The organism is Exiguobacterium sp. UBA6309, from assembly GCF_002439205.1.
Taxonomy (GTDB): Bacteria; Bacillota; Bacilli; order Exiguobacteriales; family Exiguobacteriaceae; genus Exiguobacterium_A.
This window is the reverse complement of sequence record NZ_DJTL01000025.1, coordinates 314120-333682: the sequence shown is the minus strand read 5'-3', so window position 1 is coordinate 333682 and position 19563 is coordinate 314120. Positions and strand designations below refer to the sequence as shown.

19 protein-coding genes and 1 pseudogene are annotated in these 19563 nt (G+C 50.9%); 18 read left to right on the top strand and 2 right to left on the bottom strand.

The annotated features are described in order from the left end of the window. Positions 1-102 precede the first annotated feature (102 nt). The 3 genes from hxlA to B3M90_RS08155 all read left to right on the top strand — a co-directional run bounded on the left by hxlA (position 103) and on the right by B3M90_RS08155 (position 2243). Positions 103-738 carry a 3-hexulose-6-phosphate synthase gene (gene hxlA, locus B3M90_RS08165; RefSeq protein ID WP_023469194.1) on the top strand — a complete coding sequence of 212 codons (636 nt, stop codon included), beginning with the start codon at positions 103-105 and terminating at the stop codon, positions 736-738. After that, positions 739-1287, top strand: a complete 549-nt coding sequence (gene hxlB, locus B3M90_RS08160) for a 6-phospho-3-hexuloisomerase (RefSeq protein ID WP_290783298.1) — start codon at positions 739-741, stop codon at positions 1285-1287. It abuts the gene before it with no gap. Between the two features lie 185 nt (positions 1288-1472). Further along, a complete protein-coding gene (locus tag B3M90_RS08155) occupies positions 1473-2243 on the top strand; it encodes a DUF4367 domain-containing protein (RefSeq protein WP_214852568.1) in 771 nt (256 codons plus the stop codon). Positions 2244-2282: 39 nt separating this feature from the next. Here the strand turns inward: B3M90_RS08155 and hisJ are convergent, their stop codons facing one another. Further along, positions 2283-3077: a histidinol-phosphatase HisJ gene (hisJ, locus tag B3M90_RS08150; protein ID WP_055968870.1), complete on the bottom strand. Its 795-nt coding sequence runs from the start codon at positions 3075-3077 to the stop codon at positions 2283-2285. Positions 3078-3199: 122 nt separating this feature from the next. Between hisJ and B3M90_RS08145 the strand changes: the two genes are divergently transcribed. The 12 genes and pseudogenes from B3M90_RS08145 to B3M90_RS08090 all read left to right on the top strand — a co-directional run bounded on the left by B3M90_RS08145 (position 3200) and on the right by B3M90_RS08090 (position 12539). Then, on the top strand, positions 3200-4021 hold the full coding sequence (locus tag B3M90_RS08145; RefSeq protein WP_290757583.1) for an ATP phosphoribosyltransferase regulatory subunit: 822 nt from the start codon (positions 3200-3202) through the stop codon (positions 4019-4021). Then, positions 4022-4633 (top strand): ATP phosphoribosyltransferase, encoded by a 612-nt coding sequence (gene hisG / locus B3M90_RS08140; protein WP_290783295.1) that lies wholly within the window; start codon positions 4022-4024, stop codon positions 4631-4633. After that, positions 4630-5847 carry a histidinol dehydrogenase gene (hisD, locus tag B3M90_RS08135; protein WP_290783293.1) on the top strand — a complete coding sequence of 406 codons (1218 nt, stop codon included), beginning with the start codon at positions 4630-4632 and terminating at the stop codon, positions 5845-5847. Before hisG ends, hisD begins: the two co-directional genes overlap by 4 nt. Then, positions 5847-6818: a pyridoxal phosphate-dependent aminotransferase gene (locus B3M90_RS08130; RefSeq protein WP_290783290.1), complete on the top strand. Its 972-nt coding sequence runs from the start codon at positions 5847-5849 to the stop codon at positions 6816-6818. The genes hisD and B3M90_RS08130 overlap by 1 nt, the downstream gene beginning before the upstream one ends. Continuing rightward, the gene (gene hisB / locus B3M90_RS08125; RefSeq protein ID WP_035396348.1) at positions 6791-7372 is read left to right on the top strand and encodes an imidazoleglycerol-phosphate dehydratase HisB; all 582 of its coding nucleotides are present in this window, start codon (positions 6791-6793) and stop codon (positions 7370-7372) included. The genes B3M90_RS08130 and hisB overlap by 28 nt, the downstream gene beginning before the upstream one ends. After that, positions 7369-7956 (top strand): imidazole glycerol phosphate synthase subunit HisH, encoded by a 588-nt coding sequence (hisH, locus tag B3M90_RS08120; RefSeq protein WP_255997628.1) that lies wholly within the window; start codon positions 7369-7371, stop codon positions 7954-7956. Before hisB ends, hisH begins: the two co-directional genes overlap by 4 nt. Then, complete coding sequence (hisA, locus tag B3M90_RS08115; RefSeq protein ID WP_029342450.1) at positions 7929-8633, top strand: 1-(5-phosphoribosyl)-5-[(5-phosphoribosylamino)methylideneamino]imidazole-4-carboxamide isomerase; 705 nt, start codon at positions 7929-7931, stop codon at positions 8631-8633. Before hisH ends, hisA begins: the two co-directional genes overlap by 28 nt. Beyond that, positions 8627-9376, top strand: a complete 750-nt coding sequence (gene hisF, locus B3M90_RS08110; protein WP_023469183.1) for an imidazole glycerol phosphate synthase subunit HisF — start codon at positions 8627-8629, stop codon at positions 9374-9376. Before hisA ends, hisF begins: the two co-directional genes overlap by 7 nt. Beyond that, positions 9373-9988 (top strand): annotated as a pseudogene (hisIE, locus tag B3M90_RS08105) (bifunctional phosphoribosyl-AMP cyclohydrolase/phosphoribosyl-ATP diphosphatase HisIE). The gene hisF and the pseudogene hisIE overlap by 4 nt, the downstream one beginning before the upstream one ends. Positions 9989-10206: 218 nt before the next feature. Further along, on the top strand, positions 10207-10866 hold the full coding sequence (gene trhA / locus B3M90_RS08100; protein WP_290783425.1) for a PAQR family membrane homeostasis protein TrhA: 660 nt from the start codon (positions 10207-10209) through the stop codon (positions 10864-10866). After that, positions 10863-11537 carry a TVP38/TMEM64 family protein gene (locus B3M90_RS08095; protein ID WP_290779020.1) on the top strand — a complete coding sequence of 225 codons (675 nt, stop codon included), beginning with the start codon at positions 10863-10865 and terminating at the stop codon, positions 11535-11537. The genes trhA and B3M90_RS08095 overlap by 4 nt, the downstream gene beginning before the upstream one ends. 84 nt (positions 11538-11621) lie before the next feature. Beyond that, complete coding sequence (locus B3M90_RS08090; protein WP_290783288.1) at positions 11622-12539, top strand: proline dehydrogenase; 918 nt, start codon at positions 11622-11624, stop codon at positions 12537-12539. Positions 12540-13274: 735 nt separating this feature from the next. Here B3M90_RS08090 and B3M90_RS08085 read toward each other — a convergent pair. Beyond that, complete coding sequence (locus B3M90_RS08085) at positions 13275-13922, bottom strand: class I SAM-dependent methyltransferase (protein WP_290783286.1); 648 nt, start codon at positions 13920-13922, stop codon at positions 13275-13277. Positions 13923-14105: 183 nt separating this feature from the next. On the opposite strand from B3M90_RS08085, the gene B3M90_RS08080 reads away from it, so the two are divergent. Genes B3M90_RS08080 through B3M90_RS08070 form a run of 3 tightly spaced genes read left to right on the top strand, consistent with a single transcriptional unit; the run spans position 14106 to position 19512 of the window. After that, positions 14106-16523: a 3-hydroxyacyl-CoA dehydrogenase/enoyl-CoA hydratase family protein gene (locus tag B3M90_RS08080; protein WP_290783284.1), complete on the top strand. Its 2418-nt coding sequence runs from the start codon at positions 14106-14108 to the stop codon at positions 16521-16523. A 17-nt stretch (positions 16524-16540) separates the two neighbouring features. Beyond that, positions 16541-17731, top strand: coding sequence for an acetyl-CoA C-acetyltransferase (locus tag B3M90_RS08075; protein ID WP_087681307.1), 1191 nt, complete (start codon positions 16541-16543; stop codon positions 17729-17731). Continuing rightward, positions 17728-19512 (top strand): acyl-CoA dehydrogenase family protein, encoded by a 1785-nt coding sequence (locus tag B3M90_RS08070; RefSeq protein ID WP_290783282.1) that lies wholly within the window; start codon positions 17728-17730, stop codon positions 19510-19512. Before B3M90_RS08075 ends, B3M90_RS08070 begins: the two co-directional genes overlap by 4 nt. Positions 19513-19563: the final 51 nt, after the last annotated feature.

The following is a 19563-nucleotide window of genomic DNA, read 5'->3' as shown; positions in this document are numbered from 1 at the left end:
CTCAAGAATGCTCCTGCGGATTATATTTAGTCCTGTTCCTTCTTGAATGTCTGAAGGAAGTGTCAGGTACGACAATATAGAGAAGAATGGGAGAGATACAAAATGAAATTACAACTCGCAATTGATTTAGTCGATACAGCAGGTGCGATTGCTTTAGTCAAAGAAATCGGGGAAGACAATTTAGATATCGTTGAGATCGGCACACCAGTCGTCATCAACGAAGGGCTCCGCGCCGTCAAAGAAATGAAGGCCGCGTTCCCGAACTTAACGGTCCTCGCTGACTTGAAGATCATGGACGCTGCCGGTTACGAAGTCAGCCAAGCTGTCGCACACGGTGCTGACATCGTGACGATTCTTGGGGCAGCGGAAGACATGTCAATCAAAGGGGCAGTCGAAGAAGCGAAAAAATCAGGCAAACAGATTCTCGTTGATATGATTGCTGTGAAAGATATCGCGACACGTGCGAAAGAACTGGATGCATTAGGCGTCGACTACATCTGTGTCCACACAGGGTACGATTTGCAAGCAGTCGGTCAAAATTCATTCGAGGATCTCGCGACAATCAAGTCGGTTGTGACGAACGCAAAAACTGCTGTTGCGGGTGGCATCAAGATGGAGACGTTACCAGAAGTCATCGCAGCACGTCCTGATTTGATCATCGTCGGTGGCGGTATCACGGGACAAGATGATAAACAAGAGACAGCGTCAACGATGCACCGGATGCTGCAAGAGGCGTAAATGACACATATTCAAACGATTATCGAAGAGCTGACTTCGACGGTCGAAGCGATCGATGCAACCGAGACAAAAGAACTGGCAGACGCTGTGCTGCAAGCGAACCGAATCTTTCTCGCAGGAGCCGGTCGCTCCGGCTTAATGGGAAAAGCGTTCGTCATGCGGTTGATGCACATGGGACTCGACGCGTATGTCGTCGGTGAGACGGTCACGGCGAATTTACGCGAGGGTGACTTGTTGATCGTCGGTTCCGGATCGGGTGAGACGAAAACCTTGATTCCAATCGTCGAGAAAGCACAGCAAATCGGTGGAACGGTTGCCGTCGTCACGATTAATCCGACGTCGACGTTAGCACTACTTGCAGACTTAGTCGTCAAATTGCCCGGAGTTCCGAAAGAACAAACGGCATTAGCGGACGAGACAGTTCAACCGATGGGCTCGTTGTTTGAACAGACGATGTTGTTGTTCTATGATGCCTTGATTCTGCAGATCATGGAAGACAAACAGCTCGATTCGCAGACGATGTACGGGAAACATGCCAACTTAGAGTGAAACATACGAAACAGATTAGTTCTTTTCAATCGAAGAGGGCTAGTCTGTTTTTGTCTGTAGATTTTTCGCGTATGAATGCGTATTAATCAGAAATTCTCCTTTCCTTCTTTTCATAATTTTCTTAAAGACTTAGTCCCGCAACGTGAGATACTCAAAGAAAGGAAAAAGAGGAAAAGGAGATTGTCATGCGATTTCAACGGATTGGTGTAATCAGTGCTTTACTCGCTGCAAGTATCTTGACCGGTTGTGCAGAACCGGACCAAATTCCGCCTTTGAATCAGCTTAGGTCACACTGGATCGAGGATAATACTGCTGAAGATGTAAATAATCCCGATGCCATCGTGCAACGCATTAAAGCGAAGGACTTTTCAGAACAGGATTCGTTTGAAGCGGATTTCCGTCGTCACGTGACGTTTTACTTTAAAGATGGAACAAAAGCGCACCCGACTGAAGGTGATATCTGGAGCAGTATCGTTGTCGGAAATCATGCTTACGTGACGCTGCATTATCCAAAAGGAGCAGATCGTCTTGCTGTACTAGAGTATACCAAGCAAGAGACGAACTGGATGTTAGGAGGCGTCTCATATGACGACGTTCAAAACATTAAGAAGAGTAGTTCTGCTCGCGGCTTGAATTTACCGTTCTCGACATTCCAAGCGATTATGAGTAGTTCGACTCCTAATGGGGACGATAGTGTTTGGTTCTTCCACACGAAGTCCCAAACGATTCTTCTAACCGTTGTTCCGAAGCAAGACGTTCAAGGCGAGGACTGGAAAGAAACGACACTTGCGAACGGACAGACGGCTTATTTCGAGCAGAAACAAGGGAGAGCGAACCTCTATTACGTCGAGGACAACCAAATCGTCCTCCTGTCTGGTAACGTGTCGCTAGCACAATTAAAAAAATTAGCACGATCGATTGCTCCTGTCGAAGCTGCTGATTTTCCATATTCCTAAACAAAAAAATCCGGACGCTGCGGCATCCGGATTTTTGTTTTACCATTTGAAATCGAAATCAGCACCGACATCTTTTGCGAGATGGGCATCTGATCCATAGACGAGCGGAATCGATAACGACTGCGTGACTTGCAGGAGTTCCGGGTAAGGATAGGAAAGACCACATAATGGCTTTCGGAGTCCTGCTGTGTTGACGTCGAGTGTGAAGTTCGCCTGACGGATCTTCCGTAACGTGTCGTCGAGGTTCGTTGGGTTCGACTCAAGCGGATAGGCTTGGATGAATTTCGTCGGTAACGTTAAGTGACCGAGGCGCTTCGGCTGGTGTGCACCGAGGTCCGTCATGACGAGGGCTTGGATGCCTTCATAATAGCGTTCGTGTACCGCCGTGACGCTTCCGAGTTTCGTGACGATCTCACCGAAGCTTTCCTTGCTGAAGTCGACGCCGTAATATTGCTCATCGATGTATAAGTAATGCAGTGAGAGAATGCCGTCGGTTAAGACGTCAGCGTAGCGGGCAATGATGTCACGCGTCCCGTCGACATGCCCTTCCCAGTAGTCGAACTCCATCCCGATCCGGATATCAATCTGATTCTTGTATGTCTCGCGGAGTTGTGTCAATTCCTTCAGATAGGCATCGGCTGTCGCGAACGACATTCCGGAATCGTTATCTGGCGCAGGATCCGTCACACCTTCAGGTAAAGGGGCATGTTCCGTGAAGCTGATCCGTTCTAAGCCTTGCTCTAACGCCCGCTCGATGTAGGCTTCGAGTGGATCCTTTGTACCGTGTGGACAATATGGACTGTGGACGTGACCGTCCCATTTCAATAATTGCATGAGTAACCCTCCGATTTTTTAGAATTGGCAAGCAAAGCGATTGACAATGTGCCCGAAACACGGTATCTTATCGTTAAATAATTTAGCGTGGTACAGTGATAATAAGATAAAGGAGTGGGAGTATGCAATCATTTTCTACGATTCGACTCAAGGATGGAGCGACGGACTATGTCGGTGCCTCGGCAACACGGCTTCAACGGGTCATCCGTCAGCTCGAGGATGGACTCGAACAATCTAACTATACCCGATTAATCACCCCCTTAATTGAGGAAATCGGTGGACGGGAACAGATTCGGATGGATTTTACGACTAGTGTCGCGCGTGCCCTTAGCGAACGTGGTCGCGAACAATATAAACGTGTCTTCTACAGTGGCTCGGTCTTTCAACCGGAAGAGAAGTTCCAAGTCGGATTCGAGGAACGGGGACAAATCGCGGAAATCGAAGCAATTCAACTCGCGGTCCGACTCGTCGAAGAACTGACAGGAAAAGAAGTCACACTCTCGATCGGCGATGCCGGATTGATCGAGCATTTGATTGAGACGCGCGTCGGTGATCACCACTTACGCGACCAAGTGACGCAGATGCTCCGTTTACGTAACGTCATCGAACTGAAGCGAATCGCGGGTCAACTTGATGATGCTTTACTCGCGAAACTTCCTTTATTATTCGGACGCGAAGGGGCAGAGACGATCTTACCGTACGTCGACGAGACACGACTCAATGCCGTGCTTGATCTCGCGGAAGCCGTCAATGCCGATCTCGACTTCGGTCAAATGGGCTTACAGACGTACTATGACGGGATCACGATTCACGGTTTCATCGAAGGTGTGACGGAACCCGTCCTCGTCGGTGGACGCTATGACCGGCTTTATGAACAATTCGGACAAGAACAACAGGCGTTCGGCATCGGATTCTCGGTCGAACGGTTGGCGGAGGTGCTCTAAATGCGAATCGGAATTACGAAAGGACGGCTGTCGAAAGCGACAGAACGTTATCTGAAAGAAGCTGGCGTCGAGACATGGGGAGCCGTTGAACGCGAACTGATCGTCAAACGGGGCGAGCACGAATTCGTCTTCATGAAAGGATCGGATTTGATTCCGTACGTTGCTCAAGGCGTCCTTGACGTCGCGATCACGGGGAGCGACATCTTACTCGAATCGGATCAAGAACTGTCAGAACTCGCGGAATTGCCATTCGGAGTCTGCCGGATGTCCGTCTGTGCAAAGGAACCGTTGCAATTCGAAGGCGGACGCCGCGTCCGGATCGCGACGAAGTATCCGGTCATCGCAAAACGCTACTTCAGCGAACTCGGTGTCGACGTCGACATCGTACCGTTGAACGGTTCGGTCGAGTTAGCGCCGTTACTCGGTCTTGCTGACGCAATCGTCGATATCGTCGAGACAGGTGAGACGTTACGGGCAAACGGACTAAATGAATACGAAAAAATCATCGATATCAGCGCTCGATTCTTTACGAGCGAATGGACGTTAAAACGGAAGCGGGTGGAAGTCATCCGCTTGCTCGAGCAATTGACAGAAGGAGTGACACGATCATGACACCGACAAAACCATTCAGCATCGATCGCGACACGGAGCTCGCGGTCCGCGCGATTCTCGAACGCGTCGCAACAGACGGTGACGCTGCTGTCCGCGATTACACGAACCAATTCGATCAGGTCGATCTCGAAGATTTCCGTCTCAGTGAAACACGGATCACAAAAGCCTTCGAACAGGCAGACGCCAACTTGATTGACTCGTTGAAGTTGATGGCGACACGACTCGTCGAGTGGCACGAACAAGAACTACCGCCTGACATCGAACTCGTCGAAGCAGACGTGACACGACGCCAACGGTTCGTTCCCGTTGATTCGGTCGGGATCTACGTACCGGGTGGTGCAGCAAGTTATCCATCGACGGTCTTGATGAACGCGATTCCAGCGAAAGTTGCCGGAGTCGAACGCGTCGTCATGGTGACACCGATGACGAACTTAAGTGATGAGGTTCTCGTTGCGGCACGCATCGCTGGTGTGACAGAAATCTATACGATTGGTGGAGCACAAGCGGTCGCCGCGCTGACATTTGGAACAGAAAGCATCCAAGCCGTTGACTTGATCGTCGGACCCGGAAACCGCTTCGTTGCTGAAGCAAAACGCCAAGTCTACGGGATTGTTGGCATCGACTCGGTTGCCGGTCCATCGGAAGTTGTCGTCATCGCGGACGAAACAGCGCATCCGGACCGGATCGCAGCCGACCTCCTTGCGCAAGCCGAACACGACCGTGACGCTGTCGCGATCGCCTTCGTGCCAACGGAAGAGATGAAACAAGCGGTGGATACAGAAATCGAGCGGCGCTTACAGCAATTGCCGCGTCAAGAGATTGCCCGTCGTGCGATGGAAAATGGTGGCGTCTTCGTCGCTCCACTCGAAACAGCAATCGAAGAAGCGAACCGTCTCGCAGCGGAACACTTGGAACTTGCCGTTGCCAATCCGCAAGAGGTCGTCAAGTCGATCCGTCACGCCGGGATGATCTTCCTCGGTCACGAGACACCGGAAACGCTCGGCGATTACGTCGCTGGAACGAATCACGTCTTACCGACATCCGGCACAGCTCGTTTTGCGTCTGGATTATCAGCGCGGACGTTCCTTCGTCACCAGTCGATGCTCGAAGCCACACGCGCAGGCGTACAACGTCTCGCGAACGCAGCGAAGACCGTTGCCCGGGTCGAAGGACTCGAAGCACACGCACAAGCCATCGAAGTGAGGGAAGACTAATGCGATTACACCAAAACGAACGATTCACGACCCACAGTCCAGTCGGGATCGAAGCGATCCAGGAATTGATCGCAACGTTCCCTTTAAATGAATATCCTGTCGAGATCATCGATCAAGTTAAGACATCGTACGCAACATACGCTGGTGTCCGTCCGACGCAACTCGTCGCCGGGAACGGCTCGGATGAGTTGATCGGCTACTTATGTGCCCGCTACGGCGGACCCGGGATGCCGGTCATCGCCTCGGAACCGGACTTCGTCATGTACCAGTTCTACGCTGACCGGGCACGGGCACCGTTTGAACGCGTACCGTTACTCGACGAGATGGCGCTTGACGTCGACGGATTGATCGCAGCTCCTGGTGAGATCATCTTCTTGAGTCACCCGCACAATCCGTCCGGTGTCCTCCGCAAGGAAGCGGACATCCGTCGTTTGCTCGATAGTGGCAAATACGTCGTTATCGATGAGGCGTACATCGACTTCGCGCTCGAACAGTCGATGCTTCATTTACTAGAGGAATATCCGAAAGCGATCATCTTACGGACGCTCTCAAAAGCGTTCGGACTCGCATCGCTTCGACTTGGTTTTGTCATCGCGAGCGAACAAATCATTGAAGAAATCGAACAGATTAAATCACCGTACAACGTCTCTGGTCTATCAGCAGCTGTCGGCATCGCCATCATGGCAGAACCGGAACTCGATCGGGTCTTAGAAGAAACGTATGCGAGTCGCGAAGCAATCGAGCGAATTCTCACGCCAATCGGCAAGACGTATCCGAGTGCAGCGAACTTCGTCTATGTCGAGTATCCGGAAGCCGAACGCTTTACGCAGCGTTGTGCTGACGCTGGATTACGGATCCGCTTGTTTGACCAGGCATTCCGTGTCAGTTGTGGATCACCAGAAGCGATGCAAGTATTAGAAACGTGTGTAGAGGAGGAATTACGATGCGGCGTGGCGCAAGCGAACGAGTAAGTGCAGAATCAGACATCAAGGTTGAGGTCGATCTCGCAGGAGGTCCGGTTGAGATTAAGACTGGTGTCGGGTTCTTTGATCATATGTTGACGTTATTTGCCTTTCAGGCCCGGATCGGTCTGAAGGTGACAGCAAAAGGTGATACGTGGATCGATGCGCACCACACGGTCGAAGATACAGCGATCGTCCTCGGGGCAGCGTTGACGGAAGCGCTCGGCGATAAAGCCGGGATTGAACGCTACGGCGAATCGCGTGTACCGATGGATGAGACACTCGCGTCGGTCGTGCTCGATTTCAGCGGTCGTCCGTTCACGGTCTTCCGTGCTAGTTTCAAGAATCCGAAGCTCGGTGACTTTGATACGGAACTCGCAGAAGAGTTCTTCCAAGGCTTATCGCGCAGTGCCCGGATGACGATTCATGCCGAAGTCTTGTATGGTTCGAATACACACCACATGATCGAAGGGTTGTTCAAAGCACTCGGTCGGGCCGTCCGTCAGGCAGTTGCCGTGACGAGCGAAGGGGTACCGTCTACGAAAGGGTTGATTGATCAATGATAGCAATCGTCGATTATGGCGTCGGGAATATCGCGAATGTCGAGCGGGCGTTAAAGGAGCTCGGCGAAGCAGTCATCGTCACGAGTGACACGGAGTTGCTCGACCAAGCAGAAGCACTTGTCTTACCCGGTGTCGGTGCCTATGCACCGGCAATGGAGCGCTTGAAGGAGACGGGACTGGTCGACTTCTTAAAAGAACAAGCCGAAAAGAAACCGTTCCTCGGGATTTGTCTCGGGATGCAATTGCTCTTTGAATCGAGTGACGAAGATGGACTGACGGAAGGTCTCGGCATTTTACCAGGAACGATCGAAAAACTACCGAGCGATGTCCGCTTACCACACATGGGCTGGCACCAGCTGACGAACCACGGCGAAGCGGTCTATTTCGTCCACTCGTACGGTGCCGTCTGTGATCCAGAGTGGATCGTCGATTCGGTCGAATACGGACGCCTTGTTCCGGCGATCGTTCAAAAAGGACAAGTCACGGGAATGCAGTTCCACCCGGAAAAGAGTGGCGAAGTCGGATTGAAACTACTGAAGGAATGGAGAGAGACGACATGCAACTCTACCCAGCAATCGATTTAATGAGCGGACAGGCCGTACGCCTAAAGCAAGGAGATTTTGACCAACAGACATTCTTCGGTGATGCACTGACGATCGCGAAGCGCTTCAAGGAAGATGGTGCGACAGCGATTCACTTGATCGATCTTGACGGTGCAAAAGCCGGCGAACCGTTACACTTGAACTTGATCGCCGACATCAAAAAGGAAACCGGTTTGTTCGTCGAAGCTGGTGGTGGTGTCCGTAACATCGAGACGGTCGAAGCATACGTCGGTGCCGGAATCGACCGGATTCTCGTCGGTACGGTTGCTCTTGAAGACGAAGCGTTACTTGAGCAGATGATTGCTCTTGCTGGTGATAAACTAGCCGTTGCCTTGGATGCCAAAGAAGGCATCGTTCAAACACGCGGTTGGCTCGAAGCGAGCGGTTGGACGCTCGAAGAGGCGATGACGCACTTGATCGGCAAAGGGATCAAGACGTTCCTGTATACAGACATTTCGCGTGACGGAATGATGATGGGACCGGATGTCGATGGACTTGATCGCTTGAAGCGGGAAGGGGTCGAATTGATCGCTTCTGGTGGTGTGACGACGGTCGATGACGTCGCGCGTCTCAAAGAGATCGGGATGGACGGAGCGGTCGTCGGTCGGGCGTTGCTCGACGGATCCCTCGCCTTAAAAGAGGTGTTACGCGTATGTTGATGAAACGTATCATTCCCTGTCTTGACGTCAAGGAAGGACGTGTCGTCAAAGGCGTTAAATTCCAGAATTTACGTGATCTCGGTGACCCGGTCGCCGTCGCAAAGTATTATTACGAGCAAGGGGCGGACGAACTCGTCCTGCTCGATATCTCAGCAACGCAAGAAGGGCGCGAGACGATGCTTGATATCGTCGAACGCGTCGCAGAAGTCATCTACATGCCGTTTACGGTCGGTGGCGGAATCAAGACGATCGAAGACGCGAAACGGTTGATTCGTGCTGGTGCTGACAAAGTCTCACTCAACTCGTCAGCACTCCAAAATCCACAACTGATTCAAGAAGTCAGCCGCCTGTTCGGTGTCCAAGCGACAGTCGTCGCGATCGATGCGAAACAGACCGGCGACTCGTGGGGTGTCTTCTCACACGGTGGCACACAACCGGTCGGACGTGACGCAATTGAGTGGGCGCAGGAAGCCGTTGCCCTGGGTGCCGGTGAATTACTCGTCACTTCAATGGACGCTGACGGAACAAAAGACGGCTATGATCTCGCCTTGATCCGTCGTCTGCGTGAAGTCGTTAACGTGCCGATCATTGCTTCCGGTGGGGTCGGAACGCTCGATCACTTAGCGGAAGGACTAGAGGCAGGCGCTGACGCGGCTCTTGCTGCTTCAATCTTCCATGAAGCGACATACACGATGCCGGAAACGAAAGCCTACCTCAAAGAACGGGGAGTCGAAGTCCGATGACGACATTGAATTTTTCAAAAGGACTCGTCGCTGCCGTCGTCGTCGACGAGCAGACGAACGATGTCTTGATGGTCGGCTTCATGGACCAAGCCGCTTATGATAAGACGCTTGCGACCGGTCTTGTCACCTTCTTCTCGCGGACGAAGAATCGTCTCTGGACGAAAGGGGAGACGAGCGGGAACACGCTTGAACTCAAACGGATGTGGATTGACTGTGATCAAGATAGTCTCTTGATCACGGTCAAAGCGAATGGTCCGACATGCCATACAGGAAATCGTAGTTGTTTCTATACGGAAGTGGAGGTGCCCGATGTTATACGAACTGGAACAGACGGTCAAAGCGAAGATTGACGCGAAAGAAGCAGAATCCTATACGAACTATTTGATTGCTTCTGGATATGAGAAGATCGCGAAGAAGTTCGGCGAAGAGGCATTTGAAGTCGTTCTCGCTGGTAACGATACGTTAGCAGAAGAGACAGCAGACTTGTTGTATCACTTAACGGTCTTGCTCGCTGAGCGCGGTGTCTCATTCAAAGAAGTCGAAGCCGTCCTTAACGAACGTCACGGTACAAAATCGACGTTCAAGGATCGCCCGGATATTGAACAATGGTAAACGACATCCACATCGCAAAGGCGGTGTGGATTTTTGTATAAGCGGGAAAAGACAAACAGATGACGGTTGTCATCAAATCGACAGAATCTTTCGATAGGCATGCTGTCGCATGAGGGCGTATAATCAAAAGCATAGTCCTTTGTTTTTAGAAAGTAGGTGTTCGAGTGGTTACGAAAAAAGAAATCAAGCAAACGATCAAGCAACAATCGAAGGAAACGATCGAAGAGCTACTCGCAAAAGGTGATTCCTTGAAAGAGGAGATCGCCAGTGCCATTACACACGGATTGGGTGTTATTTTCAGTATCGTCGCGCTCGTGCTGTTGATCCTGCAGGCGACGAAATCCGGCAGCGCTTGGAACGTCACAGCTGTCAGTATCTTCGGGGCAACGATGATTCTTCTTTATCTGTTCTCGACCTTGATGCATTCACTGATGCATACGAAAGCGAACAAGGTCTTGCAAATTTTAGATCACGCCGGTATCTATCTGTTGATTGCCGGTAGTTATACACCGTTCGCTTTGATCACACTCCGTGGTCCGCTCGGCTGGACATTGCTCGGCATCGTCTGGGGTGTCGGGACGCTCGGCATCATCTGGAAGCTCTACTCGACGGGGAAATATGTCTGGATCTCGAACGCGTCTTATCTGATTCTTGGTTGGTGTTGTCTGTTTGCGATCAAGCCGATCTATGAAGCGCTCGGATTCCAAGGATTCTTACTGCTACTCGGTGGCGGCCTTGCATACTCGCTCGGCGTCATCTTCTACGTCTGGGCACGCTTGCCGTATAACCACGCGATTTGGCATCTGTTCGTCCTTGCTGGTAGTGTGTTGATCTTCCTGTCGATTTTCTATTACGTTGCTCCAGCGACGATGTCATGAAGAAACTACGGCTCCGGGACTGGCTCCCGATCACGCTGTATTTTATGTTTGGACTTGGATTGCTCCTGTATTTCCGGATGTCGGGAATGTTGGAGCAATTCGACATTCAAGCATTATCGGATTGGGTACGGAATCAAGGTCTGACAGGGATGTTGCTTTATGTGCTCGCTTATACCGTCCGACCACTCGTCTTTTTTCCGGCGAGTCTTTTGACCGTCTTTGGCGGTTATACGTATGGTCCGTGGCTCGGAACACTACTCGATGTTATTGGTGCCGGTACGGGTGGATTGCTCAGCTTTTGGATCGCCCGGTTGCTCGGTCGCCGTGGAGTTGAGAAGTTGATCGGGAAAGGGAAGCTGAACGTACTCGACGAACGGATTGCAACGAACGGCTTTCTCGTCGTCTTGATCGTCCGGTTGATTCCGCTATTTCCGTTTGACGCGATCAGCTACGCGTCCGGATTATCAAAAATCCGCTTTAAACAGTTCGCCATCGCGAACTATATCGGGATCATTCCCGGTGCGTTCGTTTACAACAATATCGGCTCAAGCCTACGCGATCCGTTCTCATGGCAGTTCTTCCTCGCGATCGGTCTGTATGTCTTATTCTTTGCCGTAGGACTTGTCGCACAACAGATTCTCAAAAATAAACAAAAGAAAGAGCGTATGTAAGCGCTTTATGTCATAATATAAAGGCAGAGATGTGAACCGATACGGTAAAACAGCCTAGCATTTATTTAGGGGGAATCATGAGTGATGGAAAAAGTACTACGGGATGGTTTTATCTTCTTATCGCAAAACAAGACATTGAACGGTCTCGCCAAGCGATACGGGCTTAAATTCGGAGCAAGTCGCTTCGTGGCAGGGGATTCATTGGAAGCATCAAAACGGGCGATCCAGGAATTGAACGCAAAAGGATTATGCGTCACGATGGACCATTTAGGGGAGTTCATCTCGACGGTAGCGGAAGCAGAGATGATGACACAAGAATGTATTCGTGCGGTTGAGATGATTGCGGAAGAAAAATTAGACTCGCAACTCTCGTTGAAACTGACATCACTCGGACTTGATATCTCGGGCGACTTGATTCGCTCGAACATGGAACGGATCTTAACGCGGGCGAAAGAACTCGGTGTCTTCGTCACGATTGATATGGAAGACGAGCCACGTTGTGAAAAGACGATTCAATTGTTTGAAGAATTGCGCCAATCTTTCGATAACATCGGTACGGTCATCCAGTCATACCTTTACCGGTCGGAAGATGATATCAAACGTGTCGGACGCTTCGAGACGAATCTCCGGATCGTTAAAGGGGCATATAAAGAGCCGGCAACGGTGGCGTTCCCAGAAAAAGAAGATGTCGATCACAACTACATCAAGCTCGTGAAGTTACAATTATCACTCGGAAACTATGCTGCCGTCGCAACACATGACGATGCGATGATCGAGCAAATCATCCGTTACGCTAAAGAAAACGGGATTGAAAAAGACCAGTTCGAATTCCAGATGTTATTCGGCATCCGGGTTGAGCGTCAACTCGAACTCGTCAAACAAGGCTATAAAGTCCGTGTCTATGTCCCTTATGGACGTGACTGGTATGGTTACTTCATGCGCCGTTTAGCAGAACGACCGGCAAACGTTGCCTTCGTTCTCAAAGGAATGGTCAAAGGATAAGAAGAGAAGGCGATGCAACGCTGCATCGTCTTTTTGTATGAAAAATGCATAGTACACCGGACGTCCTCAGCATCTTCGCTTTCCTCAGGCGGGAAGTAAGCCGCGGCATCTCGCATTTCATGCGATTTGCCGGGTCTTCCTCTTCCCTGACGGAAGCATGGCTCATGCTTCCTTTTCCTGTAGGAGTCGAAGATGCCCGGTTCGTCTTAGATGAACTTATATCAAAAAGCGATCGATTCTATTGACGGAAATCGATCGCTTTTGAGTTCTTTGGATAACAAATGAGTGCATTCTCCTCACATGTCTTCACCCGACTCCTACAGGAAAAAGCGCGATGTTTCACCTTGCGCTGTCAGAGACAAACAAGACCCGGATTCGTCATCCGAAGGATGAGGAAGACTGGCTTGTGTCTCGCCTGAGGAAAGCGGGTGAGAAGACAGTGAGGTGAATAGTGCGTTACATCGATCATTTCGCATCATGGCCAAATGATATTACCTAGAAACACCATCCCAGCAAATAAACCAATCATTAAGAAGACAGTAGTTTGTGGTTGGAAACGTTTCTCCCGATAACGTCGAAATAAACGGTCCCCCAATGCCTGTATACAGAATAAGAGACCAATAAAGAGTAGGAAGAATTGCCATCTTTCTAGAACATCGAGAGCATCAATGTAAAATAAAAAAACAATACATAAAGCTATTAATATAGACGTATAAAAGGTACTGTGTGACATATTTATCTCTCCCTCACAGCTGTCGTCTGAAAAGCAAACAAACACGAGAAAGCATGGGCTTGATCCAGTAACCGATGCCCCGTCATGACGGCTCCTTCTTTTTGAATGACCGCTTCATCGAGTAACGTCCAACCCCGTTCTTTTGCTAGTTGCAACAGTTCCCACGGCATCATCGTATTCCCCATCGCGACTTCCTCACCGTGTAGACGACGGTAAGCAAGTTGCCGCGGAGCGGCTGTCGGACCAAGTAGGCTGATGACGACAAGCGGGGCGACGCGTTCGATTTCTTGCAGCACTTGAACGGGACGTGTCGACCATTCGAGTGAGTTAACGGCGAGGACGACATCAAACGCATGATCAGCGAACGGTAACACTTCGCCAGTCCCGACGATGAATGTCTGCTCGGGTGATTTTTCACGGGCGATCCGGATCATCTCATCTGAGACATCAAGTCCGACTGTCTGAAAGTCCGGTGTCAGTAAGCGACAGGCTGCACCATCACCGCAACCGAGATCAAGCAAACGACCACCGGTGATCGTTTTTCGTAAGAACGGCAAAACGGTTTTTCGGCTGCCGTTCGTCCACATATCGTCAGCGCGATCCGCCCAGTCGGCGGCTTTTTGATTCCATACATGCTCGGTTTGACTCATTTTCAACCACTCCTTTTTATCAGTCTAACAGGAAAATTTGTCCATTGACTGATTTTTTATTGCTACTGAATCATTATTCATTTATGATGAAGATGTAGAAGAAGCACACCAAAGTCGTTCGGCTTCTTTTTTTGTCAGTATAATGAATGGTTATTCATTCAATTTAAAATCAGGGGGTATATCATGGCGAGTCAAATCGGTCAGCCGACCACAATCCAGTTGACGAAACACATCCAATTCGCCGTCATCATCGGTTCAGGGGTGATGGGTGCAGGCATCGCGGCACATCTTGCGAATGCTGGCATACGGACATTGATGCTTGATATCGTACCAAAAGAACTTACGGCACAAGAAGAGAAGCAGGGCTTGACGCTGAGTGATCCGCGCGTCCGCTCCCGCATCGCGCGCGATAACCGCGAAAAACTCTTGAAACAAAATCCAGCACCACTCGCGTCGAAAAAATTGATCGACTTCATCGAGGTCGGAAACTTAGAAGACGACTTAGAACGTCTGAAGGAAGCAGACTGGATCGTCGAAGTCGTCGTCGAACGACTCGACGTCAAACAGCAATTGTTCGCAACGATCGAACCGTTCATTCGGGAAGACGCGATCGTCAGCTCGAACACATCAGGAATTTCAATTGAAGCGATGCGTGAAGGACGCTCCGAATCATTCAACCGTCGTTTCCTCGGGACACACTTCTTTAACCCACCACGTTATCTGAAGTTACTCGAGTTGATTCCGACGTCAGACACGGATCCACGTGTCGTTGACTTCATGAAACAATTCGCAGAAGAACGACTCGGGAAAGGTGTCGTCATCGCGAAGGATACACCGAACTTCATCGGCAACCGAATCGGGACATACGGTCTCCTCGTGACGATGGATGAGATGAAAAAAGGTGGCTATTCGATCGGGGAGGTCGATTCGGTCACAGGTCCACTGCTTGGTCGCCCAGGGTCAGCGACGTTCCGCACACTCGACGTCGTCGGCATCGACACGTTCGTCCATGTTGCGAACAACGTCTATGACTTGTTGCCAGAAGGCGAAGAGAAAGAGACGTTTGCGGTTCCGACTGAGATGCGTCGCCTTGTCGAACAAGGAGCACTCGGTGCGAAGACGGGTCAAGGGTTCTACAAGAAAGTCGGAAAACAGATCCTTGAACTTGATCTCGAGACATTCGAGTACGTTGAAAAGAGAGCGCTTACTGAAGCGTCGATTGGACACGCTAAAGCACTTCCGGGCGCAAAAAACAAACTGAAAGCCGTCGTCTTCGCACAAGATCGTGTCGGTGCCTTACTCTGGCCGATCCACGCGAAAACATTGCTCTACTCGGCTCAGCTGACTGGAGAAATCGCAGACGACATCAAAGCGATCGATGAAGCGATGAAATGGGGCTTTGGTTGGAAGATGGGACCGTTCGAGACATGGGACGCACTTGGTGTCGAGAAAACGGTCGCGAAGATGAAACAAGACGGTTACGCGGTACCAGCATGGGTCGATGAGATGCTCGCAGCAGGAAAAACGAGTTTCTATGATGCGTCCGGTCGTCATTATGACGCAACGACACAAGACTACGTCGGAGCAACGGTCAATCCGAAGGAAATCCGCCTCCGTGATGTCCGGAAGTCAAACGGTGTTCTCCTTGAGAACAATGGGGCACGTTTGCTTGATATCGGTGACGATGTCGCAGTCCTTGAGTTCACATCGAAGAGCAATGCAATCGGTGTCGACATCATGCAGATGATCGAACAGTCAGTCGATCTCGTTGAGAAAAACCACCGTGGTCTCGTCATCGCGAACGATGGCAAAAACTTCTGTGTCGGGGCGAACCTAGCGATGATGCTGATGGAAGCAGAAGATGAGAACTGGTTCGAGCTCGACTGGATCATCAACAAGTTCCAACAATCGATTCAAAAGATTCGCTATGCATCGCGTCCGATCGTCGCTGCACCACAAGGAATGACGCTTGGTGGCGGTACGGAGATCTCGCTTCCGGCAGCTCGTCTGCAAGCGGGACTTGAAACGTACATGGGTCTCGTCGAAGTCGGTGTCGGTCTGATTCCGGGAGGTGGCGGAAACGTCAACACGTACCGTCGACTGCTAGAAAACACACCGGACGGACTCGTTAATATCGAGAAAGCAGCGCAAAAAACGTTCGAGAACGTCGCGATGGCAAAAGTCTCAAAATCAGCCTTTGAAGCACGCGAACTCGGATATGTCCGCTCCGTTGATCAGATCTCGATGAACCGGGATCACTTGACGTATGATGCGAAACAGCTTGTCTTGGAACTTGACCGGACCGGCTACACGGCACCAGCGAAAGCGAAGATTCCAGTCGTCGGTCGTGCTGGGAAAGCGACGCTTGAACTCGCGACACGCGAAATGTTCTACGGCGACTATATCTCGGAACACGATTTGAAAATCGCAAGTAAACTCGCACACGTCATCGCCGGCGGAAACGTCGCCTTCGGTAGCCTCGTCGATGAACAATATATGCTCGACATCGAACGGGAAGCATTCTTGAGCCTGATCGGTGAGATGAAGACACAACAACGGATGCAGCACATGCTCGTCAAAGGCAAGCCGCTTCGTAACTGAGGACTGGGGGGATTCGGATGAAGGAAGCAGTAATCGTCGCCGGTGCACGGACACCGGTCGGAAAAGCAAAAAAGGGCGCATTCAAATCGATGCGCTCAGATGAATTAGCAGGCATCGCCATCCAGGAAACGTTGAAACGGTCCGGTTACACGGGAGCGGTCGATGACGTCATCCTCGGATGTGCTTTACCGGAAGCAGAGCAAGGGATGAACATCGCCCGCTACGCTTCCGTCCTTGGTGGTTTATCACACGAGGTACCGGCGATCACGATCAACCGGTATTGTTCAAGTGGACTACAATCGATCGCTGACGCAGCGATGAAGATCATGACGGGGCAAGCAACCGCTGTCGTCGCTGGTGGACTCGAATCGATGAGTCAAGTTCCGATGCCAGGTCACGTCGTCCGACCTAATCCGTCGATCGTCGACACGGCACCGGAATACTATATGAGCATGGGGCATACAGCGGAGCAAGTCGCTGCGACCTACAATGTCTCACGGGAAGATCAAGATGCGTTTGCCTTGAAGAGTCACCAAAAGGCAGCGGCAGCAATCGCAGCTGGTAAGTTTGCTGACGAGATCGTTCCGGTGACGGTGACGGAACAATTCGTCAACGATGAACTAAAAATCGAAGAGAAGACATTCGTCGTCGAGCACGATGAAGGCGTTCGCCCGGATTCGTCACCGGAAGGTCTTGCGAAACTTCGCCCAGCGTTCCGCCTCGGCGGCAGCGTCACGGCAGGGAATTCTTCGCAGACGTCAGACGGTGCCGCGGCTGTCCTCGTCATGGAACGAGAAGAAGCAGAACGCCAAGGGTTACCGATTCTCGGCAAGTTCAAATCGTTTGCGGTCGGTGGCGTTCGTCCGGAAGTGATGGGAATCGGACCAGTCGTTGCGATTCCAAAGGCACTGGACCTCGCAGGCATCACGCTTGAGGACGTTGGTTTGATCGAGTTGAACGAAGCGTTCGCTTCGCAGTCACTCGGTGTCATCCGCGAGCTTGGATTAAACGAAGACATCGTCAACGTCAACGGTGGAGCGATCGCCCTCGGTCACCCACTCGGTTGTACAGGAACGAAACTCACATTGACGCTCTTGCATGAAATGAAACGCCGAAATGTCCAGTACGGTGTCGTCTCGATGTGTATCGGTGGCGGAATGGGCGCAGCAGGTGTATTCGAACTAGTTGAAGGAGGAACAGGACAATGAGCCAAACGACAAACGAATTAATCAAAGGTGGCAGTTTCGTATTAGATGAGTTAGCACCAGAACGTCTCTTCACACCAGAGGATTTCTCGGAAGAACACAAAATGGTCGGTGACATGACAGCGAAGTTCGTCGAAGATCGTGTCGTTCCTGTCCTTGACCGGATCGAAAAACACGAGTTCGAACTGTCGGTCGGTCTTCTCCGCGAAGCAGGCGAGCTGGGTCTACTCGGCGCAGACGTTCCGGAAGCATACGGCGGCTATCAGATGGATAAGATTTCGTCTTCGATCATCACGGAGAAGTTCGCACGTGGCCGTTCATTCGCCCTCAGCTACGGCGCACACGTCGGAATCGGTTCGTTGCCGATCGTCTTCTTCGGTAACGAAGAGCAAAAGCATAAATACTTGCCGAAACTCGCTTCAGGGGAGTGGATCGCTTCGTACGCGTTGACGGAGCCAGGCTCTGGTTCGGATGCTCTTGGTGCTAAAACGACGGCTGTCTTGAATGAAGCTGGTACGCACTACATCTTGAACGGTGAAAAACAATGGATCACGAACGCTGGTTTCGCAAGCTTGTTCGTCGTCTATGCAAAAATCGACGGTGACAAGTTCACCGCCTTCCTCGTCGAAGGATCGTATCCAGGCGTCTCGACAGGCGTCGAGGAACAGAAGATGGGAATCAAAGGATCATCGACACGGACGTTGATCTTACAAGATGCAGAAGTACCGGTCGATAACGTCCTTGGTGAGATCGGACGCGGTCACGTCATCGCCTTCAACATCTTGAACGTCGGTCGTTATAAATTAGCTGTCGGTGCTGTTGGTTCGTCAAAACGGGCGATTGATCTCGCAGTCCAGTACTCGAATGAACGGAAACAGTTCAAGACACCAATCAGCTCGTTCCCATTGATTCAAGAAAAACTCGCAACGATGGCAGCACAGACGTATGCGATGGAAAGTTCGGTCTACCGGACGGGTGGTCTCTTCCAAGATAGCCTTGATCAGTTGTCAGAAGAAGAGAGCAAGGACGGTAAGAAAATCGCCGATGCAATCGCGGAGTACGCAATCGAATGCTCAATGAATAAAGTCTTCGCTTCGGAAACATTTGATTATGTCATCGATGAAGCGGTCCAGATCCACGGTGGTTATGGCTTCATGGCAGAATATGAAGTCGAGAACATGTACCGTGATTCACGGATTAACCGGATCTTCGAAGGAACGAACGAGATCAACCGTCTGCTCGTCCCGGGAACACTTCTGAAGAAAGCGATGAAAGGCGAGTTGCCGTTGCTTGCGGAAGCACAGCGTCTGCAACAAGAAGTGATGAGCTTCATGCCGACAGAAATCGGAACAGCACCACTTGATCGCGAACGTCATTTACTGGCGATGATGAAGAAAATCTTCTTGTTGACTGCCGGAACAGCGGTCCAGAAATACCAGGACAAACTCCAAGGCGAGCAAGAGATCTTAGCGAATACAGCCGACATCATGAGTGCGATCTATGCGCTGGAGTCAGCAATCGTCCGGACGGACAAAGCGATTGCCGACAAAGGAATCGAGAAGAGCGAACTGAAAGTCCGTTACACGGAAGTCTTCGCACAACAAGCGTTCGAAGCTGTCGAGCGTGATGCGAAAGAGACACTCTACGCGGCAGCAAGCGGCGACGAACTCCGGATGTTGCTCTCGGCGCTGAAAAAATTCAGCCGTTACCAGGCGATCAACGTCATCGGTACGAAACGCGACATCGCAAAACGCCTCATCGAGTCAAACAAATATACGGTCTAAGTCAGGTTTACCGCTTCGCCTTTGCAGGGAAAATCTCTGTAAAGGCGAAGT